This is a genomic window from Pseudothioclava alba (assembly GCF_033100795.1).
In the GTDB taxonomy this organism is placed as follows: domain Bacteria; phylum Pseudomonadota; class Alphaproteobacteria; order Rhodobacterales; family Rhodobacteraceae; genus Pseudothioclava.
In genome coordinates this window covers 952,705-969,003 of the sequence record NZ_JAWLVI010000001.1, presented here as the reverse complement: position 1 = coordinate 969,003, position 16,299 = coordinate 952,705, and the positions used below count along the sequence as shown (strand labels likewise).

Sequence of the window (16,299 nt, the reverse complement as noted above, 5' to 3'; positions counted from 1 at the left end):
GGAACCGGATGACCGACGCAACGACCATTCTTACCACTGCCGATGGCAAGCCACTCAAGGCCGCACTTGCGGCCTCGCTCGCGGTGCGCCGTCGCCGCGCACTCATGCTGGTTGCGCCGCTCTTTCTGTTCATTCTGATCAGCTTCATCGTGCCCATCGGGCAGATGTTGTTCAAGTCGATCCATAATGACACATTCTCGAAAAACGCCCCCGCGCTGGTGGAGTGGTTCGATGCCAATCCCGCCGGTTCTGCGCTGGACGAAAGCGCTTATGCGGCGCTCGCCTCGGACCTTGTGCTGATGCGTGATAAAAAAACCGCGGGCGAGGCGGGGACGCGGATCAACTACGACATCGCGGGGACGCGCTCGCTGTTCACAGGCTCGGCGCGGTCGGCGAAAAAACTGTCGGCCCCCTATAAAGAAGCGCTGATTGATCTGGATGCGAAATGGGCCGATCCGGCGATCTGGCGCGCGATGCGCTCGGCGTCCAGCCCCTATACCATCGACTTCTATCTGGCGGCGAACGACTTTACCCGCGATGACGATGGCTCGATCACCACGGTGCCGGAAGGTCAGGCGATCTATAAAAAGCTGATGTCGCGCACGCTCATTATGTCGCTGGAAATCACCGCGATCTGCTTGCTCCTCGGCTTCCCGATTGCGCATCTTCTGGCGACGCTGCCGATGCGCAAGGCGATGCTGCTGATGATCCTTGTTCTGCTTCCCTTCTGGACCTCGCTTCTGGTGCGCACGACCGCGTGGATGGTGCTCTTGCAAAGCCAGGGTGTGCTGAATGACCTGATGGTCTGGGCCGGTATCATCGACGAAGAGGGCCGGTTGCAGATGATCTATAACGAGACCGGCACGATCGTCGCGATGACGCATATCCTGCTGCCCTTCACCATTCTGCCGCTCTATTCGGTGATGAAGACGATCCCGCCGAGCTATGTGCGCGCCGCGCGCAGCCTTGGCGCGACCTCGTGGACCGCGTTCCGCCGCGTCTACCTGCCGCAGACCCTTCCGGGGATCGGGGCAGGCGGGCTTTTGGTCTTCATCCTCGCGATGGGCTACTACATCACCCCCGCTCTTGTCGGTGGCGCCGATGGCCAGATGATCTCGAACATGATCGCCTTCCACATGCAGAAGTCGCTCAACTGGTCGCTGGCTGCCGCACTTGCCTCGCAACTTCTGGCCGTCGTTCTGGTCTTCTTCTGGATCTACGACAAGCTGGTCGGCATTGACAAAATGAAGCTCGGGTAACGGAGAGAGACATGGCACTTCCTACCTACGCAAGCCCGCTCGAGCGCGTCTGGCATTACTCCTATCTCGTGATCTGCGCGCTGATCTTTACCTTCCTGATCGCGCCGATCCTGATTGTGATGCCGCTCTCGTTCAACGCGGAACCTTACTTTACCTTCACCGAGAAGATGCTCTCCTTCGACCCCGAGGGCTATTCGATGCGCTGGTATGACACGCTGATCACCTTCGGGATGCAAACCCCCGAGGGCGAACGCGGCGCGGCCTTCTGGTCGGACTTCTGGCACAACGCGACCTGGATGCATGTTGCGAAGAACTCGATCATCATCGGTTTCTTCTCGACCATCCTGTCCGCATCGCTTGGCACCATCGCGGCGCTTGGTCTGACCCGCCCCGAGATGCCCTATCGCAAGCAGATCATGGCGGTTCTGATTTCGCCCATGATCGTGCCGATCATCATTTCAGCGACGGGGATGTTCTTCTTCTACTCGGGCCAGTGGGTTCCGGTCCCGAGCTTCGAGAACGGTTTGCATCTGGAATGGGGACGTCTGGCGGGCTCCTATCCGGGGATCATCCTTGCGCACGCGGCCCTGGGCATTCCCTTCGTGATCATCACTGTGACGGCCACCCTGTTTGGTTTCGACCAGTCGCTGGTCCGTGCCTCCGCGAGCCTTGGCGCCAACCCGCGCACCACCTTCTTCAAGGTGCAGATGCCGCTGATCCTGCCGGGGGTGATCTCGGGTGGACTGTTCGCCTTTGTCACTTCGTTTGACGAAGTTGTCGCGGTTCTGTTCATCGCGGACCACACCCAGCAGACGATCCCGCGCCAGATGTGGAACGGTATCCGCGAGCAGATCAGCCCCGCTATTCTGGCCGTGGCGACGATCCTCGTGATCATCTCGATTGCGCTTCTGACCACCGTCGAATTGTTGCGCCGCCGCTCCGAGCGTCTGCGCGGCATGAGCCCGAGCTAATACGGGCAGCACCGCAACTGAAAAGGGGGCTTTGGCCCCCTTTTTCTTTGGCAAAAAGCCGATGCTGTGTAACCTGCCCGTTGCCTAACGAAAGCGAAACCGATGCTTGGAATCGAGCGCCTTGACCATCTTGTTCTGACCGTGGCCGATATCGACCGTGCCTGCGCGTTTTACTGCGAAATCCTCGGGTTTCAGCTTGTAACCTTCGGGCAGGGGCGGAAGGCGCTTGCCTTCGGTCGGCAGAAAATCAACCTGCATCAAGCCGGACAAGAGTTCGAGCCGAAGGCCGCGCGCCCGATGCCCGGTTCCGCCGACCTGTGCCTGATTTCGTCAGTGCCGCTGGATCGCATCACCCGTCACTTGCAGGCAGCGGGTGTGGTGATCGAAGAGGGGCCGGTGCGCAGAACCGGTGCAACGGGGCCGATCCTGTCGGTCTATATCCGTGATCCGGATGGCAACCTGATCGAGATCGCAAATGAGATTGCCCGTGACTGATCTGCCTTAGGGCAAAATCGCGAGCCAGCCCCAGATGCTCAGGATCGAGGTGGCGGTTGCGATCAGCACGGCCGAGGCCGCGACGCGGCGGCCCACTCCGTAAAGGTTGGCAAAGAGATAGGCGTTGACCCCGGGGGCCATTGCCGCTGTCAGCACCGCAGAGCGCAGCGCCGCCGTATCAAGGCCAAAGCCGAAGCGGCCAAGCGTATAGGTGATCGCCGGATGCAGCGCGAGCGAGAGCACGGTGACCATCGTAATCGCTTTGGCGTCGCCCTCGGGGCGATAGCGGTAAAGCACGCCCCCCAGCCCGAACAGGGCCGCAGGCAGGGCCGCGCGCGCCATCATATCCATCGCATCCCAGATCGGCGCGGGCAGGCTCAGCCCCGTCGTGCCCTGAAAGATCTGGATCGCAAACCCCGCCATGATCCCCAGAACCAGCGGCGTGCGCAGCACCCCCAAAAGCGCGTTCATGCCCACGCGCCCCAGTCCCGCGCCCGTGCCATGCGAGCGCACGGCCTCCATCACCAGAATGCCGACGGTATAAAGGAAGGGCGAGTGGACCGAGATGATCGCGAAGTTGCCCGACAGCGCCTCGGCGCCATAGGCGCGCTCGGTGATCGGCACCCCCAGAAGGAGCGAGTTCGAAAAGAGACAGGCAAAGCCTATGGCGACGCTTTCGGGACCGGTGCGGCCCAGAAACCGCGCCCCTGCGATCCCGATGGCAAAGGAGACCAGCGCGCCGGTGTAAAAGCTGGTCATCAGCCCGATGTCATAGCTCGCCCCAAGGTCAAGCCGCGCGATCGAGCGCGCCAGCAGCACCGGCACCGCGAAGTTCTGCGCGAACCGCATCAGCCCGTCGACGGCGGCCTCTGAAAACATCCCGCGCCAGCTGACCAGATAGCCGAAGCCGATAACCAAAAAGACCGGAAGGATAACGTCGATCAGCGCGGTCACGGAGCGTCAAACTCCAGCACCATCCCGTCGAAAGCGGGGGTGATGTGATCGGGGGTCTCGGCGTCGAGATCATTATAGTCGAGGTCGATATGCATATTCGTCAGCACCGCCGTTTTGGGCGCGCAGCGCGTGATCCATTCCAGCGTCAGCTCCAGATGGGCATGCGTCGGGTGGGGGGTGCGGCGCAGCGCGTCGATCACAAAGCACTCCAGCCCGTCCAGATGGGTCCAGCCCGGCTCGGGGATGATATTGACGTCGGGGATATAGGCCAACGGCCCCATGCGGAAGCCAAGCGCGTCGATATTGCCGTGGATTACCTCGATCGGCTGGAACGCAATCGCGCCGCCCGCGCCCGAAATCTCGAAAGCGCCACGGATCGACAGCAGGTCGCAGATCGGCGGGTAGTTTGAATCCGGCGGCTGGATGAAGGCATAGCCAAAGCGGTTCAGAAGCGCCTCTTGCGTATCGCTGTCGGCATAGACGGGCAGGCGGCGGCGCATGTTGAAGACGATCTGGCGCAGGTCATCAAGCCCATGCACATGGTCGGCGTGCGAATGGGTGAAGACCACCGCGTCCAGCTCACCGATGCCGGTGCTGAGGAGTTGCTCGCGCAGGTCCGGCGAGGTGTCGATCAGGACGCGGGTTGTGCCCTGCGCGCCAATGCGTTCAACCAGCATCGAGCAACGGCGGCGGCGGTTCTTCGGGTTGGTCGGGTCGCATTCGCCCCAGTGGCCCCCGATGCGCGGCACACCGCCCGACGATCCGCAGCCCAGAATGGTGAAGCGGAGTTTGCTCATGATGCGGCCTCATAGCTGGCGGCTTTGGCGAAGAGGCGGTCGAAATTCGCGGTCGTGGCCTGCGCGAATTCTGCGACTGAAATCCCGTAAACCTCGGCGCCGGTTTTCGCGGTGAGCGCGGTATAGGCGGGCTCGTTGCGCCGCCCCCGATGGGGCGGGGGGGCCAGATAGGGGCTGTCGGTTTCCAGCAGGATGCGGTCCAAAGGCGCGGCGGCAAAAATATCGCGCACATCTTGCGAGCGGGGGAAAGTCGCGATCCCCGACATCGACAGGTAGAAGCCAAGGTCAAGCATCTGCCGCGCCAGTTCCGGCCCGGAAGAATAGCAATGCATGACGCAGGAGAAGGGTTTGGCCTTCATGCCTTCGGTCAGGATTTGGGCCATGTCCGCATCGGCGGCGCGCGAGTGGATAATCAGCGGCAGGCCGGTTTCCTGCGCGGCCTCGACATGGACCCGCAGCGAGACCTGCTGCACCTCGGCGCTGTCTGCGGTGTAGTGGTAATCCAGCCCCGTCTCACCGATGCCCACGAATTTCGGATGCGCGGCGAGGGTGATCAGTTCGTCAAGTGTGGCAAGCGGCTCTTCGGCGGCGCTCATCGGGTGGGTGCCGGCGGCGTAGAATACCTCCGGGTAGGTCTCGGCGATGGCGCGCACAGCGGGTTCGTTGCGCAAGCGCGTGCAAATCGTGACCATGCGGGTGACGCCCGCCGCTTTGGCGCGTGCGATCACCTCGGGGAGTTCGCCCTCGAAATCGGGGAAGTCGAGGTGGCAGTGGCTGTCAACAATCTGCGGGAGGTCGGTCATCGCGTCGTCCTTGGCTCAGGCGGAGGCTGCCGCCGTGATCTCAAGAACCATATCCATGACCAAAGCGGCAGGGTCAAGGTTGACCGCCCGTCCGTGGCGTGCGGTTGCGCCTAAAGACTGGTGCAGGCGTGCCCATTTCATCGCCGCGTTCGCATCGGGGCTGAGGCGGGCCAGCAGGCGGGCCTCGCCCTCGGCGGCCTCGGGCTGGGGCGGGCCGGATACGCCCGCGCGCGCAAGTCGGGCCAGAAACAGGTCGATCAGATGCAGCGTCAGCTCATAGCGCGCCTCGTTCGCCTTGCCTGCGATGCTATCGGCCAGCGCAATCGCGCCCAGACGGTCAAGGCGGGGCAGGGACGACATAATTGTCACCAGCCGCGTGTAACTGTCCAGCCCGTCAAGGTTGATCAGGCGGATTGCCTCGCCAACGGACCCGCCCGAGAGCGCCGAAAGCGCCAGCGTGTTGACCTCAAGCGGGGCGCCATCTTCGGCCTGTGCCAAGGCTTCGGCCATATCCTCGGGCATCAGCGTTTGCAGCCGCAACTCGCGGCAGCGCGAACGGATGGTCGGCAAAAGCCGCGCGGGCTGATGGGTGATCATCAGGAAGGTCACGGCGGGGGGCGGCTCTTCGAGCAGTTTCAGAAGCGCATTCGCCGCCTGCGTGTTCATATCGTCGGCCGCGTCCACAATCACCACGCGCCGCCCGCCCTCGGCAGCGGACAGATGCAGAAAGTTGTTGAGCTTGCGCACCTCGTTCACGCGGATGTCCTGCGAGAGCGCATTGCCTTTGTCGTTCGGCCCGCGCTTAAGCACGAAAACCGTGCTTTCCGATCCCGCATGGATGCGGCGGCAGACCGGATGCTCGGGGTCGGTATCAAGGGTTTTTGGCGGCTCGGGCGCGCCGAAAAGGCCGCCGTCATCCTTGGGGCGCGTCAGCAAAAACCGCGCGATCCGCCATGCAAGCGTGGCCTTGCCCACACCTTGCGGGCCGGTCAGCATCCATGCGTGGTGCATCCGGCCTGTGTTGAACGCGTCCAGAAAGTCGGCCTCGGCGCGGGGCTGGCCCAAAAGGCGGGCGGTATCGCGTGGATGGGGGGCGCCTTCGATGCGGGTCGGATCAGGAAGGAGGTCGGCCTCGCTCATGCAAGGGCCGCCTTGGTTCGGGCCAGAATGTCGGCAGCGATGGTGTCGGTCGCACGGTCGCCCTCAATCACGCGGAAGCGGGCGGCGAATTCCTGCGCCAGAGCCAGAAAGCCCGCGCGCATCTTCTGTTGCAGTTCGACGCCGAAATCCTCGAACCGCTCTTCGGTGCCCTGGCGGCCCTTGGCGCGCGACAGGCCAGTCGTGGCGTCTATATCGACGAGGAAAGTCAGATCAGGCTCGCGCCCGATCATCATCTTGTGCAGAGCATCTACAGTGCCGCGCAGATCCCCGCGCGACAGCCCCTGATACATGCGCGTCGAATCCGCGAAACGGTCGCAGATCACGATTTTTCCGGCGGCGAGAGAAGGCTCAATCAGCCGCTCCAGATGGTCGCGGCGCGCGGCGGTAAACAGCAACAGCTCGGTTTCGGCGGACCAGCGGTCGGGATCGCCCTCAAGCACCAGACGGCGGATTTCCTCGGCCCCGGCCGAGCCACCCGGCTCGCGCGTGAGCACAACGTCGTGCCCCTCGGCGCGCAGTGCCTCGGCCAGTATACGGGCTTGTGTGGATTTGCCCGACCCGTCGATGCCCTCGAAGCTGATGAACATTTCTTTAGACGCCTGCCGCGATAAGAGCTTGCTTGAACAGGCGCCGCGCAGCAGCCTTGACGCGGATCATGAAGCCGCCCTTGGCGACATCGGCCTCGGCAATCAGCGGGATGCGTTTGGCCTCGTCAAACCCGGGGATATGCAAGATCAGATCGCCCGCGGTGTCGCCTTTGGCAATCGGCGCGGGCAGGGGGGCGTTCAGCACGACCTCGGCCTTCACGTCATATTGCGCGGCGGCAGGTATCAGCAGGCGAATATCCTCGGCCGGGATCAGCCCCACAGTTTGTGCCTGGCCAAGCCAGATCGGCGCCTCGGCCAGACGAGTGCCAGCCTTGGCAAAATCCTTCAGAACGAACTGGCGAAAGGCCCAGTTGGCAATCGCTTCGGCCTCTTGCGCGCGCTCAGCCTCGGAGCCAAGTCCCGAAATAACAAAGATAATCCGTCGATCTCCCATCACCGCCGACCCGACAAGGCCGTAGCCCGCCTCTTCGGTGTGGCCGGTTTTCAGCCCGTCCGCGAACCAGTCCGCCGCCTTGATCTTCAACAGCGGGTTGCGGTTTTGCGAGTTCGCGGGCGCGCGGTCCTTGTAGTTGAAGGTCTGGGTCGCGAAGATCGGATAATATTGCGGGAATTTTCCGATCAGGCGCGCGGCCAGAATACCCAGATCATGCATCGACATGCGCTGCCCCGGATGCGGCCAGCCCGAGGCATTGGCGAACATCGAGTTATTCATGCCAAGCGCGCGGGCGCGGTCGGTCATCATGCGGGCAAAGGCGTCTTCGGACCCAGCCAGCCCCTCGGCCACCACGACGCAGGCGTCATTGCCCGAATTCACGATGATCCCGTGCAACAGCTCGTCCACCGAAGGCCGGTCCGAGGTATTCAGGAACATCGTCGAGCCACCCATCGCCTGCGCGCGCGGCGACACGGCGAAAGTCGTCGAGGGGGTGACACGGCCTTCTTCCAGTGCCTCGAACAGCAGGTTGATCGTCATCAGCTTCGACATCGAAGCGGGGGGCAGCGGAATATCGGCGTTCTTTTCCAGCAAAACCGTGTGCGAGGTCAGGTCATAGACCCAGGCAGCCGTGGCGCGTGTTTCAAAAGCGCGGGCTGGCAGGGCGGTCAGCAGGGTCAGGGCGAAAAGGGCGATGAGGCGCAGGATCAGGGGCATTGTCTTGTCGGGGCTTTCCTTAGTTCGAGACGGTGTAGGCATCGGCATAGCCAAGCGAGCGCACCTTCTTCAGAAGTGCTGTGCGGTCGCTGGCCGAGGCCGCCGGACCTGCCAGCACACGCCAGAAGGTTTTGTCGCCGCTCTGGCCCTTGCGGATCGTCGCGATGATGCCTTCCTTCGCCATCTTCTCGACAACGCCGGTAGCGTTGCTTTCAATCGAGAAGATACCAAGCTGCACGAACATTTTGCCTTTGGTGGCAATCGGTGCTGTAGGCGTGCTGGTGACGGTTGGCGCAGGCGCGGCCTTCTCGGCCTTGTCCAGCGCGGCTTCTGCGGATTTCACAACCTTATCAATGGGTTTCGTCTCGATCTCAGCGGCGGTGGCGATTTTGGGGTCTTCCACCAGAGGGGCGGGTTCAGGCGGTGGGATTTCGATCGTCTCGCGCCGCAACGCCACGACGGACAATTTTGTCGGCGCACCTGCCAGAAGGCCGATCGCCTCGGCCGCGTCAGAGGAAACCTGCAATTTCGGCCCCGGATTGTCGTGCTCGCGGCGGAACAGCGCACCGATCACCGACTGGCCGTTTGCCTCGTTGCGGATCATCACCCGCTCGGGGTCTTTGGCGCTCGGATGTGCCACCCAAACGCCGCCAAGCGAGGGACGCCCGTCCCAAAGCCCATCCTCATTGGCGGAAAACACCTGCGGCGCCTCGACGTCTTTTTCGATGACCTGACCGGGCGCTGGCTCGGCGCTGTCGCTTGCGGGTTTGGCTTTCAGGAAGGCCAGCGGCTGCCCTTCCTGACACCCTGCCAAGGCAAATGTCGTCGCGGCGAGAGCGGCCCACAGGCCGAAACGCGCCCCTTTGTTATTCACAATAGTCTGCCCGGTCATTGTGCCCCTTCCCGCGCGGGCTGCGCCCCGCATCTTGTCAGCCTTGCCTGGTTCGCCTCGATCCCCGACAATCGAACGCAACCGAATTGCACCAGTATTACCGCGTGCGGACAAACAAGGAAAGCGCCCGCTCTGCCAAGGAGGCGAAATGCTGCGCGAAAGGCTTTCAGAATCGCGTGAACTGGTTTAGCGACGAGGCGTCGAAAGCGCGAAGGTCAGGCAGGTTTTGCCTTGATGCGCCAGACAATGGAAGTGTGGCCGAGTGGTTTAAGGCTCTGGTCTTGAAAACCAGCGTGGGGGAGACTCCACCGTGGGTTCGAATCCCACCGCTTCCGCCAATAAAAAAGCCACTTAGCGACAGGCCGCGCCTCCCACCGCTACCCTGCTACAAGCTCGCTACATGCAGGCTTCTCGGGGGGGGCGGGAATCGGTCCGCGCGGTTAGCTTGTAGCGCATTTGTAGCATAGTCGCGAAAGCGGCCCGCTTCACATGCACCCGGGCCGCTTTACCGATGCAGGCAGAAAGGAGTTACTGCCGTCGGCTGGTTCCGATGGTTTAGGGTCCGTCGGTTTCCTGAAGGGCCTGCGGCTGGCGAGACCGCTCCCCGTGACGCCACTCCAATCACGAGGTTATGGGGTTCGTCTCTGCCTACGCGGGGGCAACTTGCACTCGTCGCTCATCCTCACTTTGACCACATCGTCCGAGAAGAACGGCGTCGAGCACCTCATGCAGACACGCCACGGTTGACCACAACCAAGGCGTCATCCGGGTCCGCCCCGTCCAAGCGCTTGGTCACCGCCTTGTCGAACAGGGCGACGAACTCGGCCCCGGTGTAGGTCATCAGGTAGACGGTTCCGGTGTCCGGTAGGTTGCGAAGCAGCGTCTGGACCGCCTCGCGGTAGAGCGAGCTTGTGTTTGCGCACAGGGAGCAGCCGCCTGCAAGGGCAGGACTTGCGCGGGTCGAACCGGCGGTGCCGCCGTTCGCCTCAGCCCGAGGGGGCGCAGGCGGGCAGATGCGGCACGATCACCGGCTTGTCGTCGCGCGCGCGCAGGATTTCGGGGGCGATGCGCCAGTGGCGGGAAAGGCGGTCAGGGGTCAAAACCGCCTCGGGCGGGCCATCGGCCTCGATCCGGCCCTCCGCCAGCACCAGCACCCGGTCGGCATAGCGCGCCGCAAGGCTCAGGTCGTGCAGGGCCGCCAAAACGGGGGCGCATGTCGCCGCCGCATGGGCGCGCAGGAGTGCCATCGCCTCAAGCTGATGGTGCAGATCGAGCGCCGAGGTCGGTTCGTCGAGCAACAAAAGCTTCGGGCGGCGGAACAGGCGCTGCGCGATCAGAACGCGCTGCTGCTGCCCGCCCGAGAGGTCGTGCATCGCGCGGTCGGCCAGTTCGGACAGGCCAAGGCGGTGCAGCAGTGCCTCGGCCTCGGCAATCAGAAGCGGCGGCACGCGCATGCCAAGCGCCTCGCGCCGCCCCAACAGGACGCAGTCGAGCACGCTGAGCGCGGCGCGCACCGCAAAGGCCTGCGGCAAGAAGCCCACCTCGCCCCGCGCCACCGCCCGCCCACCAAGCGTGAGCCGGACGGGTTCGGGGGAAAGCCCCGCAATTGCCTGCAAAAGCGTGGATTTGCCTGCTCCGTTGGGGCCGATCAGCGTCACCACCTCGCCAGCCGCAAGGTGCAGTCGGCAAGGGGCCAGCACCCGCGCCCGACCCCGATGCAGCGCAGGCAGCGTGATTTCGATAGCCGCGTTCATCTTAGCCCCCCTTCTTCGTCAGGATCACCGCAAGCAGCATCGGCACCCCCGCCACCGCCGTGACGATGCCAACCGGAATTGCCGCGCCCTGCGACAAAACCTTGCCGGTGACCGAGGCCGCAATCAGGATCAACGCACCGGCAATGGCGGCGGCGGGCAGGCCAAGGCGGTGATCCTCGCCCACCAGCGCACGCGCGACATGCGGCGCGATCAGCCCGACAAAGCCGATGGTGCCGGTGAAGCTGACCGCCCCCGCGGTCAGAAGCGCGGTGATCAAGAAGGCGCGCCGGCGCAGCGCCGCAACGTCAAGCCCAAGCGAGGCGGCATGGGCCTCGCCCAGACGCAGGCTGGTCAGTGCCCAGAGATCGCGGACCAGAAGCGGCAGGCAGACCAGCAGGATCGTGCCCGAGACCGTCACCGCCACCCAGTTTGCCTTGAGAAGCGAGCCGAAGAGCCAGAACACGATCTGCGCAAGCACCTCGGGCGAGGCCATGAATTGCATCAGCGATTGCGCCGACTGAAAGAAGAACATCACCGCAATGCCCGCAAGCACGAGGGTTTCCGGCGCGGTGCCGCGCGCGCGCGCCACAAGCCAAACGAGCGCGGTGGCGGCGAGGGTGGCGGCAAAGGCCAAGGCAGGGGTGAGCAGCCAGCCCGGCAGCGGCAACGGGATGAGCGTGCCGCCCATGATCGCGAGCGCCGCGCCAAAACCGGCCGCGGCGGAAAAGCCCAGCGTGAAGGGCGAGGCCAGCGGATTGGCGAGGATCGTCTGCATCAAAAGCCCCGCAAGGCCCAGCGATGCGCCGACGATCAGCCCCATGCACAGCTGTGGCAGCCGGATTTGCCAAAAGATCGTGGCGGCGGCGCGGTCGGCGCCCTCGGGGCCGGCAAGGGCCGCGTGCCACAGCGCCCCCGGCGTCATCCCCGAGGGGCCGGTCATCAGATCAAGCAGCGCGAAAGCGGCGAGCACGAGGGCGGCGATCAGCACCGCCGCCCCCTGCCGGGCCGCCCGCGCCCGCCACCGATCAAGGGCGGGAACGGGTAGCGCGGTCATTGCAGTTTCGTCACGAAGGTGCCGTCGGGCGCGACCGGCAGCCAAGCCTTGTAATAGTCCACCAGCTCGGCGGCCGGATCGACATCGGCAAAAGCCTCGGGGTAAAGCGCCTTGGCGATGGTGCGGGCATAGACGAAATCCGACAGCGTGCGGTTGCCGCCGTGATAGATGCCGTAAACCTCGCGCGATTTCACCGCAGGCAGATCGGCCCAACCGGCGCGGGTTGCATAGGCCGCCATTTTGGGCTGCGCGGCCGCATCGCTTTTGCCAAAGCCCAAAAGCACCGCCTCGGGTTTGTTGAGCCATTCCGAGCCAGCGAGCAAAATCACATCGGGCTGCGCCGCAATTACATATTCGGGCGAGAGCGGGCCCCAGTTTTCGATCTGGCCCTTGGCGATATTCTCGCCGCCCACGAGGTCGATCACGCCGGCCCACATGCCCTTGCCATAGGTGTTGCCGATCTCGCCCGGCCCCTTTTGCGCCAGTTCGACATAGATTTTCTTGCCAGAAGGCCCGGCCTTGGCGATGCGCGCGGCGGTGTCGGCGGTCTTGGCCTCATACATCGCGGCCAAGGCCTCGGCGCGCTCGGGCTGGCCCATCACCGCACCCAATACGCGGGTCGAGAGCAGGTGGCGCTCGAGCGTTTGGGCGTTGTAATCAATCGCCACCACGGCAATGCCCGCATCTTCGATCTGCTTCACGCCCGGTTCGCCAAGCGACGCCGTCTGCCAGGTGGACAGGATCGCCACATCGGGCTTCGAGGCAATCAGCGCCTCGACCGAAAACGTGTTGTCATCGGCATTGCCGAAATCGGGGAGCGTTTCAAGCGCGGGGAAAACCGCCGTATAGGCAGCCCATTGCCCCGGTCGCCAGTCGGCCCACGGCGCGCGCGAGAGCGAGACAATCTTTGCCGCGCCCTCGGGGCCGGTCACCGCGAGGTAATCCTCGTAGTAAAAGCCGAGCGCCACACGTTTGGGCGTTTCATGAATCATCACCGAGCGCCCGTCGAGATCGGTGATCATCTCATGGGCAAGCGCGAGAGCGGGGGTGAGGGCGAGCGAAAGTGCGACCGTGGTCGCAAGAGTTGCGAGTTTCATACGTATCTCCATGGGGTTGACGGGCCAGCGCAAAGGGCGCGGGCGCGGGTCATCTGCGCGCAAGCGCGCGGGCGGGCCACGGACAAGCCGGGCCGCGAGCGGTCAGGAGAGACGGAAAACGGGAGGTGCGCGGGGCTGTGGGCGGTGTTGCGGCGGCGCGGTGGCGGGCCGGGGCGCCGTCAGATCGGGGCGGAAACGGTCGAAATGCGCGGGCTCGGCAAGGGTGCCAAGGTCACTTTGGACCGCCGCGAACGCCATCGTTACCGAAAGACATTTGCCGGTCTCGTGGTTCTGATCGGGCAACGGCGCGCGGTCGTGCGCCACGCCTTTGGCATCCATCCAAATCTCGCGCGGGCCTTCGGGGGTGCACAGCACCAGCCGCAGCCCGGACCCGTCGGCCACCCGCATCATCCCCTCGGGGACCGAGCCGGCAACGATCAGCGCAAGCAGCAGAAGTCCGCTCAGCATCGCCTGCGCGAAGCCAAAACCCGCGCGCAGGCGGCGGTGGCTTTGCAGGAAAGAAGAGGGCGGGATTGGGCGCATAGGGTCTGGGTAGCGGATCACACCAAGATGATACTTGATCTTTATCAAAAGATCCAGAAAATCCGCGACATTCTGACTGGCGCTTCGATCGCTCGCCTAAGTTTGCGATCGCCCCGTCCGATGTGTCACAAGCTCCCGCAGCGCAGACAAGACTGAGCGGCGCTTTGACCTCGGACAGGACCGGCCACATCCAACCGCCCAGAAAGGTCGGCTTCTGTCGCAGAAATCAGGCTCTCGCATTCGCAAGAAACCGACCTGCGCGTCGGGCCCATAAGGCATGCCGCGCTGGGCATGAATGTCCATAAGGGGCTGGGACCAGACTTTGATCTGCGCGCAGGAAATGGCAGCAAAGTCCCAAACAGCTGCCATATAGGCGGAGGAACATTCCCCTCCGATCACGCGCCTTTTTTGGCGGGGGCTTTCTTCGGGGCGGCCTCAAGCGCGTCGAGGCGGGCTTTGAGGGCTTCGTTCTCTTCGCGGGCTTTTTGGGCCATCGCCTTCACCGCGTCGAACTCTTCGCGGGTGACGAAATCGCGCTCGGCCAGCCAGCGATCCATCCAGCCCTTCATCGCGGTTTCGGCCTCGGATTTGGCGCCTTGGGCCACGCCCATCGCATTGGTCATCAGCTTGGACATCTCGTCGAAGATCTTGTTGGGCGCTTGCATCTGGGTCGCTCCGGCTTTGGGCTGTGTTTGCCCCTATATGGTCTGCTCTGCGCGCGGAGACAAGGTTGACTTCGCCGCCTGTGCAAGATCACTTGCGCCTTGACGCCCCAGAAAGGACCGAGGATGGCTATTCCCTTTCCGCAGATTGACCCGAATGCCTTTGTGATCCCGGTGGTGGACTTGCCGATCCGCTGGTATGCGCTGGCCTATATCGCGGGACTGGTGGCGGGATGGCAGATCATCATGGGGCTGATGAAGCGCCCGCGCTTGTGGGGAGGGGGCGCGCCGATGGAGCCTGCGCGCGTCGAAGACCTGCTGACGGCGGTTGTGCTTGGGGTGATCCTTGGCGGGAGGCTGGGCTATGTGCTGTTTTATCAGCCGGGTTATTACCTGTCGCATCCGCTCGAAATCCTGAAGATCTGGGAGGGCGGCATGTCCTTTCACGGGGGCTTCCTGGGGGTTGTCATCGCGGGGCTGATCTATTGCCATCGCCACGGGATCGAGAAGCTGGCGATCGCGGATTCTTTTGCGCTGGTTGCGCCGGTCGGGCTGTTCCTTGGCCGCGTTGCGAATTTCATCAAGCCCGAGCTTTGGGGGCGCCCGACCGATCTCGCATGGGGCGTGGTGTTCCCAGGGCTAGAGGCGCAGAGCTGCCTTGGCATCGCGGGGCAGGTGGATGGCGCCTGCGCGCGCCATGCCTCACAGCTTTATGAAGCGGGGCTGGAGGGGCTGGTTCTGGGCGTGATCCTGTGGGTGATGCTCTCGGCTGGTGCGCTGCGCCGGCCCGGCATGATGCTGGGCGTGTTTTTGCTGGGCTATGGTCTGTCGCGCGCCTTCGTCGAGCTGTTCCGGCAGGCGGACGCGCAGTTCATGACGCTGGAAAACCCGATGGGCTATGTGCTGCGCTTTGGCGATCTTGGGCTGACGATGGGGCAAATCCTGTCGCTGCCGATGATCCTTGCGGGCGGGTTTTTCCTGTTGCGCGCGATGCGGGCGGGGCGGCGCGGATGAGTGCGTTGCGCGACATCATTGCGGCGCAGATTTCCCGCGAAGGGCCGATGCGGCTGGATCACTATATGGCCGAATGCCTGCTGCACCCAGACCACGGCTATTACGCGACCCGCGATCCGTTCGGAGCCAAGGGTGATTTCATAACCGCCCCCGAGATCAGCCAGATGTTCGGAGAGATGCTGGGTCTGTGCCTTGCGCAGGTCTGGCTGGATCAGGGGCGCCCTTCGCGGTTCATTCTGGCCGAGCCAGGGCCGGGGCGGGGCACCTTGATGGCCGATATGCTCCGCGCGATGCGCGCGGTTCCGGGGATGGCCGAGGCCGCCGAGGTGCATCTGGTCGAAGCCTCGCCCACGCTGCGCGCGGTTCAGGGGCAACGGTTGTCGGCCTATGCCCCCGTCTGGCACGACAGCGTCGAGAGCCTTCCCGACGGGCCATTGTTTCTGGTCGCGAACGAGTTTTTCGATGCGCTTCCGATCCGCCAGTTCGAACGCCGCGGCGAGGGATGGGCCGAGCGGCAGATCGGGCTTGGAGCGGATGGGGCATTGGGGCTGGGGCTGACGCCGCCCACGAATTACGCGCTTCTCGAACACCGGCTGCTGGATACTCAAGAGGGCGATGTGGTCGAGATTTGCCCCCTTGCCCCGCAGATCGCGGGCCGGATTGCCGGACAGATCGCCGCGCGGGGCGGGGTTGCAATTGTCATCGACTATGGGAATTGGCGCAGCCTTGGCGATACGTTCCAGGCGCTCAAAGCCCATGAAATGGTTGATCCTTTTGCCGATCCGGGCGAGGCGGACCTGACCGCGCATGTCGATTTCGAACCTCTTGCGCAGGCGGCTCGGGCGGCGGGGGCGCGAGTCTCTGCGATGACGGGGCAAGGCGCGTTGCTTGAACGGCTGGGAATTACGCCGCGTGCCCAAGCTTTGGCCAAATCGCTGACCGGCCCGGCGCTTGAGGCGCATATTGCCGCGCATCGGCGCTTGACCCATCCCGAAGAAATGGGTCACCTGTTCCAGACCCTTGCGATCTCGCCCGTGACGGCCCCGCCTGTTCCGGGCTTTGACCAAATTGACCATTGATCCGGT

General features: G+C 63.9%; 17 protein-coding genes and 1 tRNA gene. 6 read left to right on the top strand and 12 right to left on the bottom strand.

The genetic code is table 11. The features are described 5' to 3' along the window. The first annotated feature begins 8 nt into the window (after positions 1 to 8). From RYZ20_RS04690 to RYZ20_RS04680, 3 genes are all read left to right on the top strand, one after another. Positions 9 to 1,259: an ABC transporter permease gene (locus RYZ20_RS04690; protein ID WP_317670829.1), complete on the top strand. Its 1,251-nt coding sequence runs from the start codon at positions 9 to 11 to the stop codon at positions 1,257 to 1,259. Between the two features lie 11 nt (positions 1,260 to 1,270). After that, positions 1,271 to 2,230, top strand: coding sequence for an ABC transporter permease (locus RYZ20_RS04685; RefSeq protein WP_317670827.1), 960 nt, complete (start codon positions 1,271 to 1,273; stop codon positions 2,228 to 2,230). 102 nt (positions 2,231 to 2,332) lie between these two features. After that, positions 2,333 to 2,725, top strand: a complete 393-nt coding sequence (locus tag RYZ20_RS04680) for a VOC family protein (protein ID WP_317670825.1) — start codon at positions 2,333 to 2,335, stop codon at positions 2,723 to 2,725. Positions 2,726 to 2,731: 6 nt separating this feature from the next. On the opposite strand, the gene RYZ20_RS04675 is transcribed toward RYZ20_RS04680, so the two are convergent. The 7 genes from RYZ20_RS04675 to RYZ20_RS04645 are packed head-to-tail and all read right to left on the bottom strand — an operon-like array spanning position 2,732 to position 9,090. Continuing rightward, positions 2,732 to 3,679, bottom strand: coding sequence for an AEC family transporter (locus RYZ20_RS04675; RefSeq protein WP_317670824.1), 948 nt, complete (start codon positions 3,677 to 3,679; stop codon positions 2,732 to 2,734). Further along, the gene (locus RYZ20_RS04670) at positions 3,676 to 4,476 is read right to left on the bottom strand and encodes an MBL fold metallo-hydrolase (RefSeq protein ID WP_317670822.1); all 801 of its coding nucleotides are present in this window, start codon (positions 4,474 to 4,476) and stop codon (positions 3,676 to 3,678) included. Before RYZ20_RS04670 ends, RYZ20_RS04675 begins: the two co-directional genes overlap by 4 nt. After that, the gene (locus tag RYZ20_RS04665) at positions 4,473 to 5,279 is read right to left on the bottom strand and encodes a TatD family hydrolase (protein ID WP_317670820.1); all 807 of its coding nucleotides are present in this window, start codon (positions 5,277 to 5,279) and stop codon (positions 4,473 to 4,475) included. The genes RYZ20_RS04670 and RYZ20_RS04665 overlap by 4 nt, the downstream gene beginning before the upstream one ends. Positions 5,280 to 5,294: 15 nt before the next feature. Beyond that, entirely contained in the window at positions 5,295 to 6,419 is a 1,125-nt protein-coding gene (locus RYZ20_RS04660) for a DNA polymerase III subunit delta' (RefSeq protein ID WP_317670818.1), read from the bottom strand. Then, entirely contained in the window at positions 6,416 to 7,027 is a 612-nt protein-coding gene (gene tmk / locus RYZ20_RS04655) for a dTMP kinase (protein WP_317670816.1), read from the bottom strand. Before tmk ends, RYZ20_RS04660 begins: the two co-directional genes overlap by 4 nt. A gap of 4 nt (positions 7,028 to 7,031) precedes the next feature. Further along, positions 7,032 to 8,198, bottom strand: coding sequence for a D-alanyl-D-alanine carboxypeptidase family protein (locus RYZ20_RS04650; RefSeq protein ID WP_317670814.1), 1,167 nt, complete (start codon positions 8,196 to 8,198; stop codon positions 7,032 to 7,034). Positions 8,199 to 8,217: 19 nt separating this feature from the next. Continuing rightward, entirely contained in the window at positions 8,218 to 9,090 is an 873-nt protein-coding gene (locus RYZ20_RS04645; RefSeq protein ID WP_317670812.1) for an SPOR domain-containing protein, read from the bottom strand. 248 nt (positions 9,091 to 9,338) lie between these two features. Here RYZ20_RS04645 and RYZ20_RS04640 point away from each other — a divergent pair. After that, positions 9,339 to 9,428: transfer RNA gene (locus RYZ20_RS04640), tRNA-Ser, on the top strand. A gap of 648 nt (positions 9,429 to 10,076) precedes the next feature. Here RYZ20_RS04640 and RYZ20_RS04635 read toward each other — a convergent pair. From RYZ20_RS04635 to RYZ20_RS04615, 5 genes are all read right to left on the bottom strand, one after another. Continuing rightward, positions 10,077 to 10,844 (bottom strand): ABC transporter ATP-binding protein, encoded by a 768-nt coding sequence (locus tag RYZ20_RS04635; protein ID WP_317670810.1) that lies wholly within the window; start codon positions 10,842 to 10,844, stop codon positions 10,077 to 10,079. Between the two features lies 1 nt (position 10,845). Next, complete coding sequence (locus RYZ20_RS04630; RefSeq protein WP_317670808.1) at positions 10,846 to 11,898, bottom strand: FecCD family ABC transporter permease; 1,053 nt, start codon at positions 11,896 to 11,898, stop codon at positions 10,846 to 10,848. Next, positions 11,895 to 12,995 (bottom strand): ABC transporter substrate-binding protein, encoded by a 1,101-nt coding sequence (locus RYZ20_RS04625; RefSeq protein ID WP_317670806.1) that lies wholly within the window; start codon positions 12,993 to 12,995, stop codon positions 11,895 to 11,897. Before RYZ20_RS04625 ends, RYZ20_RS04630 begins: the two co-directional genes overlap by 4 nt. A 102-nt stretch (positions 12,996 to 13,097) precedes the next feature. Beyond that, on the bottom strand, positions 13,098 to 13,559 hold the full coding sequence (locus RYZ20_RS04620) for a hypothetical protein (protein WP_317670805.1): 462 nt from the start codon (positions 13,557 to 13,559) through the stop codon (positions 13,098 to 13,100). Between the two features lie 374 nt (positions 13,560 to 13,933). After that, complete coding sequence (locus RYZ20_RS04615) at positions 13,934 to 14,203, bottom strand: accessory factor UbiK family protein (protein ID WP_317670803.1); 270 nt, start codon at positions 14,201 to 14,203, stop codon at positions 13,934 to 13,936. Positions 14,204 to 14,326: 123 nt separating this feature from the next. Between RYZ20_RS04615 and lgt the strand changes: the two genes are divergently transcribed. Together lgt and RYZ20_RS04605 are read left to right on the top strand one after the other, a co-directional pair. Beyond that, positions 14,327 to 15,214, top strand: a complete 888-nt coding sequence (gene lgt / locus RYZ20_RS04610; RefSeq protein ID WP_317670801.1) for a prolipoprotein diacylglyceryl transferase — start codon at positions 14,327 to 14,329, stop codon at positions 15,212 to 15,214. Further along, positions 15,211 to 16,293 carry a class I SAM-dependent methyltransferase gene (locus tag RYZ20_RS04605; protein ID WP_317670800.1) on the top strand — a complete coding sequence of 361 codons (1,083 nt, stop codon included), beginning with the start codon at positions 15,211 to 15,213 and terminating at the stop codon, positions 16,291 to 16,293. The genes lgt and RYZ20_RS04605 overlap by 4 nt, the downstream gene beginning before the upstream one ends. Positions 16,294 to 16,299: the final 6 nt, after the last annotated feature.

What these genes read in the sequence shown, in the direction of transcription:
- RYZ20_RS04665 (WP_317670820.1), bottom strand. Translation starts at nt 5,279, where the DNA reads ATGACCGACCTCCCGCAGATTGTTGACAGCCACTGCCACCTCGACTTC.
- RYZ20_RS04615 (WP_317670803.1), bottom strand. Translation starts at nt 14,203, where the DNA reads ATGCAAGCGCCCAACAAGATCTTCGACGAGATGTCCAAGCTGATGACC.
- RYZ20_RS04645 (WP_317670812.1), bottom strand. Translation starts at nt 9,090, where the DNA reads ATGACCGGGCAGACTATTGTGAATAACAAAGGGGCGCGTTTCGGCCTG.
- RYZ20_RS04650 (WP_317670814.1), bottom strand. Translation starts at nt 8,198, where the DNA reads ATGCCCCTGATCCTGCGCCTCATCGCCCTTTTCGCCCTGACCCTGCTG.
- RYZ20_RS04605 (WP_317670800.1), top strand. Translation starts at nt 15,211, where the DNA reads ATGAGTGCGTTGCGCGACATCATTGCGGCGCAGATTTCCCGCGAAGGG.
- RYZ20_RS04680 (WP_317670825.1), top strand. Translation starts at nt 2,333, where the DNA reads ATGCTTGGAATCGAGCGCCTTGACCATCTTGTTCTGACCGTGGCCGAT.
- RYZ20_RS04670 (WP_317670822.1), bottom strand. Translation starts at nt 4,476, where the DNA reads ATGAGCAAACTCCGCTTCACCATTCTGGGCTGCGGATCGTCGGGCGGT.
- RYZ20_RS04690 (WP_317670829.1), top strand. Translation starts at nt 9, where the DNA reads ATGACCGACGCAACGACCATTCTTACCACTGCCGATGGCAAGCCACTC.
- RYZ20_RS04630 (WP_317670808.1), bottom strand. Translation starts at nt 11,898, where the DNA reads ATGACCGCGCTACCCGTTCCCGCCCTTGATCGGTGGCGGGCGCGGGCG.
- RYZ20_RS04685 (WP_317670827.1), top strand. Translation starts at nt 1,271, where the DNA reads ATGGCACTTCCTACCTACGCAAGCCCGCTCGAGCGCGTCTGGCATTAC.
- RYZ20_RS04635 (WP_317670810.1), bottom strand. Translation starts at nt 10,844, where the DNA reads ATGAACGCGGCTATCGAAATCACGCTGCCTGCGCTGCATCGGGGTCGG.
- RYZ20_RS04660 (WP_317670818.1), bottom strand. Translation starts at nt 6,419, where the DNA reads ATGAGCGAGGCCGACCTCCTTCCTGATCCGACCCGCATCGAAGGCGCC.
- RYZ20_RS04625 (WP_317670806.1), bottom strand. Translation starts at nt 12,995, where the DNA reads ATGAAACTCGCAACTCTTGCGACCACGGTCGCACTTTCGCTCGCCCTC.
- tmk (WP_317670816.1), bottom strand. Translation starts at nt 7,027, where the DNA reads ATGTTCATCAGCTTCGAGGGCATCGACGGGTCGGGCAAATCCACACAA.
- lgt (WP_317670801.1), top strand. Translation starts at nt 14,327, where the DNA reads ATGGCTATTCCCTTTCCGCAGATTGACCCGAATGCCTTTGTGATCCCG.